This is a genomic window from Campylobacter sp. BCW_4319 (assembly GCF_001764435.1).
Lineage (GTDB): Bacteria > Campylobacterota > Campylobacteria > Campylobacterales > Campylobacteraceae > Campylobacter_D > Campylobacter_D jejuni.
Genome location: NZ_MKAQ01000009.1, coordinates 157,719 through 164,288, shown reverse-complemented (window position 1 = coordinate 164,288; position 6,570 = coordinate 157,719). Strand labels below are relative to the sequence as shown.

At 33.0% G+C, this 6,570-nt stretch carries 4 protein-coding genes; 1 reads left to right on the top strand and 3 read right to left on the bottom strand.

Annotation, left to right across the window (positions count from 1 at the left end):
• Position 1: 1 nt before the first annotated feature.
• Positions 2-1,999, bottom strand: a complete 1,998-nt coding sequence (locus tag AJN56_RS03560) for a methyl-accepting chemotaxis protein (protein WP_009881974.1) — start codon at positions 1,997-1,999, stop codon at positions 2-4.
• A gap of 192 nt (positions 2,000-2,191) precedes the next feature.
• On the opposite strand from AJN56_RS03560, the gene zupT reads away from it, so the two are divergent.
• Positions 2,192-3,067 carry a zinc transporter ZupT gene (zupT, locus tag AJN56_RS03555; protein WP_002851840.1) on the top strand — a complete coding sequence of 292 codons (876 nt, stop codon included), beginning with the start codon at positions 2,192-2,194 and terminating at the stop codon, positions 3,065-3,067.
• 23 nt (positions 3,068-3,090) lie between these two features.
• Here the strand turns inward: zupT and AJN56_RS03550 are convergent, their stop codons facing one another.
• The gene (locus AJN56_RS03550) at positions 3,091-5,607 is read right to left on the bottom strand and encodes a molybdopterin guanine dinucleotide-containing S/N-oxide reductase (protein WP_002871921.1); all 2,517 of its coding nucleotides are present in this window, start codon (positions 5,605-5,607) and stop codon (positions 3,091-3,093) included.
• A gap of 10 nt (positions 5,608-5,617) precedes the next feature.
• Complete coding sequence (locus AJN56_RS03545; protein WP_009881977.1) at positions 5,618-6,193, bottom strand: cytochrome c3 family protein; 576 nt, start codon at positions 6,191-6,193, stop codon at positions 5,618-5,620.
• Between the last annotated feature and the right edge of the window lie 377 nt (positions 6,194-6,570).

Genomic DNA, 6,570 nt, shown 5'->3' with positions numbered 1-6,570 from the left:
ATTAAAACCTTTTCTTCTTAACATCTTCTAAGATATTATTAGCTATATCACTTACTGTACTAGAAATAATAGCTGATTCATTAGCAATTTCAACATTATCTTTAGTAGTTTGATCAATTTGAGCTACGCTATCATTGATTTGAGTGATACCTGCAGTTTGTTCTTTAATACTTTCTGCCATATCATTGATAGATTGAACAAGTAAATTAGTATTAGCTTCAATTTCTGATAAAGACTTTTGAGTTCTTTCAGCTAACTTTCTAACTTCATCAGCTACCACTGCAAAGCCTCTACCATGTTCTCCAGCACGAGCTGCTTCAATAGCTGCATTTAAAGCTAAAAGATTGATTTGATCTGCAATATCACCTATAATACCTGTAACATTTTTAATCTCTTCAGATTGAGTGATAACATCACTAGTTTTAACTGAAACATTTTGCATAGAAGAAGTGATCTCTTCTAAAGCTGCTGCAGTTTCTTCTAAAGATTGAGCTTGAGAATTTGAAGAAGTGGTTAAGCTTTGAACAGCAGTTTGTAATTTTCCACTTTCATTAGCTAAAGCATTAGCAAAGTCTGAACTTTGTTTTAGCATTTTAACTATTTCATCACCTAAAGCATTAGTAGTTAATTCTACACTACCGCTAGCATTTTCTAATTTATTTCTAAAGTCTAAGCTTTTGTATTCTTCAAAAATTTTATGAATAGCATTCATATCAGAACCTACTCTAGCTTGTAAAACATCAAGAAGTTTATTTAGAACATTTTTAAGTTCAATCAGTTGTGGGTTTCTTGGATTAGCAGTAATTCTTGCTGTTAAATTACCACCTTCTACAACTGATACGGTTTGAACTGATTCTTTAACGGCTTGATTGTCTTGTTCTAAGCCTCTTTTAGTAGCAAGAATGTTTTCATTGATAGCATTTGAGATTTGTCCAAATTCATCATTGCTTTTTACTTCTATAGTGGAAACATTTTTTGTTTTATAGTTGATAAAATCAAAGAATGAAGTTAAACCTGTTTGGATAGCTGCAAGTGGGGAGAGACTTCTGCTGATTAAAAATCTAATCAAGATTAAAGCTATGATTATAGCTATAATACCAACTATAACTTGTTTCATTAAAATAGAATTAACAGCTTCGGTATAAACTTTGTTTTCTGTTATTGTACAAATTCTAAATAAAGGATTAAAAGCAGAATTACACATAATCGCATAATCTACGCCTTGGTGATCTTTAGCGGTAAATAAAGTATCTTGGTTTCTTGGATCAATAAGAGCAGGATTTGCTTTGATTGCATTGGCGATATTGATACTTAATTCTGTTTTTGTTAGTATTTTAGCAACTTCATCATTAAAAAGTATTGTTCCTTCTGAATCAAGTACTTCAGTAAAGGTATTGTCTGATTTTCCTACAGTTAAAACATTGGTTGAAAAATTTGCTAGATCATAATCTCCACCTACAACACCTCTAAAATTTCCATTTCTATCATAAAATGGAGCAGCGTAAGTTAAACCAACCTCTCCGCTAGCGGCGGATTTATAAGGTTCTGTTACTATAAGCTTTTTTGCTTCTTTGGCAGCTTTATACCAAGGACGATTTTTAGTATCATAACCTTTTGATAGATCTAAAATTTGATCATCAGATTGATAATTTTTTCCTGTATTATCAAATCCTACATAAACTAGATCGTAGTCATTAACTTTTTTAATTACTTTGATAAGATTGATTAGCTCTTCATCGCTCATATCAGGACGATTTGTTAGCTCATTGGCTAGTATTTGAATACCATTTCTTTTTGACATAGCATAGCTTTTAAAGAAAGCATCCACATCTTGCATAGTTTTTAACTGAGTGTCTTTTAGCAATTCATATGTATTGTTTCTCGAATCAAAGTAACTAATAGCACTTGTGATTGCTAAAATTAATACAACTAAAATTCCAACCCATAGCGTAAGCTTAGCTGAAATTCCAACGGATTTGCCTGAATTTATTGATTGCATTATAACTCCTATATTTATATTGAAAATGAAATAAAAATATTATTCTAGCAAAAAATAAGAGAAAAAGTGTATAAAAAATGAACTTTTTTACATAAAAAATCAAAAATTTTTAATTATTTTGTATATTTTTATCAAGTATTAACTTTTTATAAATATAAAGAGTTTTAAAATATTATTTATTTAAGAATATTAATGCAATTTACATTTGAACAAATTTTTATCGCAATGCTATTGACTCTTTTTGCAGGTTTTTCTACGGCTATAGGTTCTATAATAGCCTTTTTTTCCAGAAAAGATGATTTAAGAGTGCTTTCTTTGGGGCTTGGTTTTTCAGCTGGAGTAATGATATACATTTCTTTCATGGAAATTTTACCTACTGCACTTAAAGATTTTAAAAATCACTATGATTCGCATTGGGCTGAGCTTTTGGGATTAGCTTGTTTTTTTGGTGGAATTTTAATATCTTTATTGATTGATAAATTAATCCCCGAAGATGTCAATCCTCACGAGCCTAAAGAGGATTTAAGCGAGTTAAAAATTTGTCCCTTGCCCCAAAAAGGACAAAATCCTCCGAAATTTCATCCTGGAGAAAAGTTGCATCAGATCAATACTAAAGCTTTAAAACGTACAGGGATTTTTACAGCTTTGGCTATTGCTATACATAATTTCCCAGAAGGTTTTGCTACTTTTATTTCAAGTCTTGATAATCTTACTTTAGGAATTGCTATAGCTATAGCTGTGGCTATACACAATATCCCAGAAGGTTTGGCTGTGAGTTTGCCGATTTATCATGCTACAGGAGATAAGAAAAAAGCTTTTATTTATTCAGCTCTTTCGGGTTTTGCAGAGCCTTTGGGTGCTTTTGTTGGAGCTTTGATTTTATTGCCTTTTATAGGCGATCTTACTTTAGCTATAAGTTTTGCTGTGATTGCAGGAATTATGGTTTTTATATCTCTTGATGAGCTTTTACCCGCTGCAAAAACTTATGATAAGGCTCATGATAGTTTATATGGACTTATCGCAGGAATGGCAATAATGGCTTTAAGTTTAAATTTGCTTGGACAATAGAAAGCCTTGCGGCTTTCTTAAATTTAGTTCGCACCTTTTGGGGCGCTAAAGGCAGTAAGTTTTGGTAATTCACCTTTAAATTTTTCTATGTTTACGAGCCCTGTGTGAGAGATATTGCCATTGGCAAGTTTTGAAGTTGGTATATCCATGGTTAAAACATTTGCATTTCCACATTTGCAAAGTCCGTTTTCATTAGGATCGTACCAAGCACCTTCGCAAAGTCTTACAACCCCTTGCATGATTTCATCACTTACAACTGCCCCTGCTAAAACTTCACCGCGTTTATTAAACACACGCACTACATCGCCATTTTTTATACCAAGTTTTTTTGCATCTTTGGAATTGATTAAAATTGGCTCTCTATCTTTTATTGCATAAGTATCTCTTAAGCTTGTGTGGCAAAGTTGAGAGTGCAAGCGATCTCTTGGGTGATTTGTAAGTAAGTGGAAAGGTGCTTCTTTGCTTGCATTTCCAAGCCATTCAATAGGCTCAAACCAAGTAGGGTGGGCTTTGCAATCATCATAATTATAATTTTTAATCGTTTCTGAGTAAATTTCAATGAGTCCTGAATCTGTACCCAGGGCATTTAAGATAGGATCTTCTATAAATTCTGAAAAACGAGTCCATTCTAAACTTTCAGCTGTTGGTTCAAAAGTGATTGGTTCATTTTTAGCCCAAAATTCTTCAAAACTTGGCATAGGAGTAGCAAAAGCTTCACCAAAACTTTGAGTTTGTTTTAGGGCGCTGTTGTAGTATTCTTTGATGAAATCTTTAGCTTTTTTGCCATTTTCTGTGTAGGCATTAAAGACATCTTTTCCATAAATTTTGCAAATATCAGAGAAAATTACATAATCATCTTTGCTCTCACCCACAGGCTCAACGGCTTGTTTCATAGGAGCTATATGCATATTTGAATAATCTCCTGTCATGGTAATATCATCTCTTTCGTAAGATGAAGTTACAGGCATGATAATATCTGCCATTTTAGCTGTTGGAGTCCAGTAAATTTCATTTACCACAACGGTGCGTGGTTTTCTCCATGCTTTTACATTAGTGTTGGTATCTTGATGATGCACTAAAGGATTTCCACCTACCCAGTAGATAAAATCAATATCAGGATAAGTGATTTTAGCACCATTATGATCTATGGTTTTTCCAGGATGAAGTAAAGCATCAGCGATTCTTGCTACAGGGAAAGAATAACTCGCTGCATTTTGAAGCCATTCTGCACCTTCGCTTGAAGCTTCTGCTTTGCTTAAGCCTTTAAATTTACCATTTTTCCAAATTCCTAAGCTACCTGCTGTCATACCACCGATCACTCCGCCTTTGCAAGTTGGAACACCGCCATTGCTATAATGGTAGCTTAGTCCAAAACCACCTCCTTTTGTGCCGATTTGTCCTAACATCGCACAAAGAGTAACTAGCATCCAGTGAGGCTGTTCTCCATGATGTGCTCTTTGCATACCCCAACCACTCATAATCATAGTAGGATTATCATAAAAAGTTTCAGCTAAATTTTTGATAGTTTTTTCATCGATACCACAAATTTTACTTGCCCATTTGGTATCTTTTTTAACTCCATCTTCTTTGCCTTCTAAATAGTCTTTAAATTTATCAAAGCCAGTGGTGTAAGTGTCTAAAAACTCGTAATTGACTTTTTTCTTAGCGATTAAATGGCTTGCCATACCCATCATTAAAGCCACATCGGTATTTGGGCGTGGAGCTATCCATTTGGCATTTAAAAATTTCGCTGTAGTGGTTTTTACAGGATCTATACAAATCACTTTGATTTTACTGTTTTTAAGTTTTTCAAAATACGCCAACCCTCTTTGTTCGTTTGAAGTCCAAGCTATGCGTAAAGTAGAAAGCGGATCAGCACCCCAAATCACAACATATTTAGAATCGCTTAAGATATTTTCCCATGAGGTTTGTTGCTCATAAACTTCAATCGATCCTACAACATAAGGCATAATCACTTGAGAAGCTCCTGTAGAATAGTCCCCTGTAGCTCCTACAAATCCACCTGTTACATTTAAAAATCTATGAAGCAAGATGCGTGAGTTTTGCATATTTCCACTTGATTTCCAGCCATAACTTCCACCAAAAATTGCACTTGCACCTTTGCTATCTCTTGTTTTTTTAAGTTCTTTGGCGATAAGTTTGATCGCTTCATCATAACTTACGCGAACAAACTCATCTTTACCACGAAGTTCAGGTTTAGGATTGTCAGGATTTTCAAGGTAGGATTTACGCACATAAGGGTATTTCACACGAGATTTATAAACCATATCAGCAGTGTAGTGCTGTAAAGGATTATCCATTTTTGTAACTTTTTCCCAAGGTTCGCTTTTTACTATTTTGCCATCTTTTATAGTGAGTTTTAAAATCCCCCAGTGTGCTGCGGTGATCACTTCTCCATTTTTTACAAGTCCGAGGCTAACTTTTGAAGCTTCTACGGTTTTTCCTGCACTTAAGCTTGGAATGAGAGGTAAAGCACTTAAGCTTGCTCCAATTTTTAAAAATTTTCTTCTATCTAGCATGCTTTTCTCCTTATTTTGTTTTAAAATCTTTTGCGTTTTTTTGTAAGTATTCTATAACTAGCCATCTGTCTTTTTTATCAATACCTGTTCTATCAGCCATAGAACGGAAAATTGCAGGCCAAGCGTTAGCTGTAAATTCTTTTTCTTTGTGGATAGCGTGGCAAATTCCGCAGTTATTTACAAAAAGCTCTTTGGCACGATTTAGCATTTCTTTATTGTCTTTAGCAAATTCTTTTTTATCTGCCCAAATTTCAAGGCTTACTTTATCCCATTTTCCATCTTTTCCAGCTACTCTTTGAGAGAAATTTAATTTTGTGTTTTTGGAAAAAGCTGCAACAATAATTCTTTGAGAGTCATTGAAATAAATCACAGAAAGTGCTTTAGGATTTACATAACCATCGATTTTTAGTAAAACCTTATTGTTCTCAGACTTTAAGACTTCAAAAGGATTTGTAGGTAAAAGTCTTCCTATAACTTTAGTATCATCTTTGTTAAGATAAAGCGATACAACTTCATCAGTATAGGCAATATTTTTTGCCCATAAACATGTCGCTAGGACAACAAAAGAAATGAAAATCTTTTTCATTACTATTCCTTAATATAAATTTGATGTAAATGTATTTTAATACTATGCAATTTAATTATTACTTAATTGTATAATTTTTACTAAGATTACTTATTTTTAGTGCTTTAATATTATTCTTTATTGATATAATAAATTTGAGTTAATTATATTTTACTTATTGTTTTTTAGAAAAGATAAAACTTCAATTATAAAAAAAAGTTTGTTTTGAGCTCAGATTAATACTTCTGAGCCCATTTCGATCTCGTTGAGTTTTAAGGTATAAGCTTTTTATAGCTTTATTTTCCCTCCCATTTTTAACTCTCATTTAGCAAAGTGCTTTTAGATTTAAAGGTTGATTGACTCCTTATCTTGCATATTAATAAATATTATATTAATAA

Coding starts and splice junctions, on each gene's coding strand:
- AJN56_RS03560 (WP_009881974.1), bottom strand. CDS start 1,999: ATGCAATCAATAAATTCAGGCAAATCCGTTGGAATTTCAGCTAAGCTT.
- zupT (WP_002851840.1), top strand. CDS start 2,192: ATGCAATTTACATTTGAACAAATTTTTATCGCAATGCTATTGACTCTT.
- AJN56_RS03550 (WP_002871921.1), bottom strand. CDS start 5,607: ATGCTAGATAGAAGAAAATTTTTAAAAATTGGAGCAAGCTTAAGTGCT.
- AJN56_RS03545 (WP_009881977.1), bottom strand. CDS start 6,193: ATGAAAAAGATTTTCATTTCTTTTGTTGTCCTAGCGACATGTTTATGG.